Below are 480 nucleotides of genomic sequence, written 5' to 3'. Positions count from 1 at the left end.
CTTTTCTCTAACAGGTTATATGCTCCCTTTAGACACCCCTCTGTTTCCTTTGCATCTTTACGCATTTCTTTCAGATGTTCACCGATACCCTTCATGTTATGGGTGATAAAATAAAGAGGATGTTCTACAAAAGGCTCTCCTACGGAAACTCCAGCGAATGAGCATTGCTTCCAGATGTATCTAACTATTCTGCCTCATTTGACTATTCTAAAAAGATGATGAAATTCTCAGCCGCAAAGTTTTATAAGAGAAAAGCAATGATGATCTCTTGTTTAAAAAAAAAGCCTTCACGATCCTTCAAGGGAAGCATGCGCTTTTGAAAAAGCGTATCATGATACGCGATAACATCCACCATCTCGTATCACAACAGCATCCAGCACTTCCCTCTCATCGCCTCCAGCCCTCATGCGGATAACCAGCTTATTTGTAGAAAACTAGATCACCAACAGAGCTTTTTTTACCAAACATAAAACAGCATTG

The sequence above is a fragment of the Bartonella sp. AA83SXKL genome, assembly GCF_042196965.1.
GTDB lineage: Bacteria > Pseudomonadota > Alphaproteobacteria > Rhizobiales > Rhizobiaceae > Bartonella.
The sequence above is the reverse complement of the archived record's forward strand: the minus strand, read 5'-3'. Positions refer to the sequence as shown.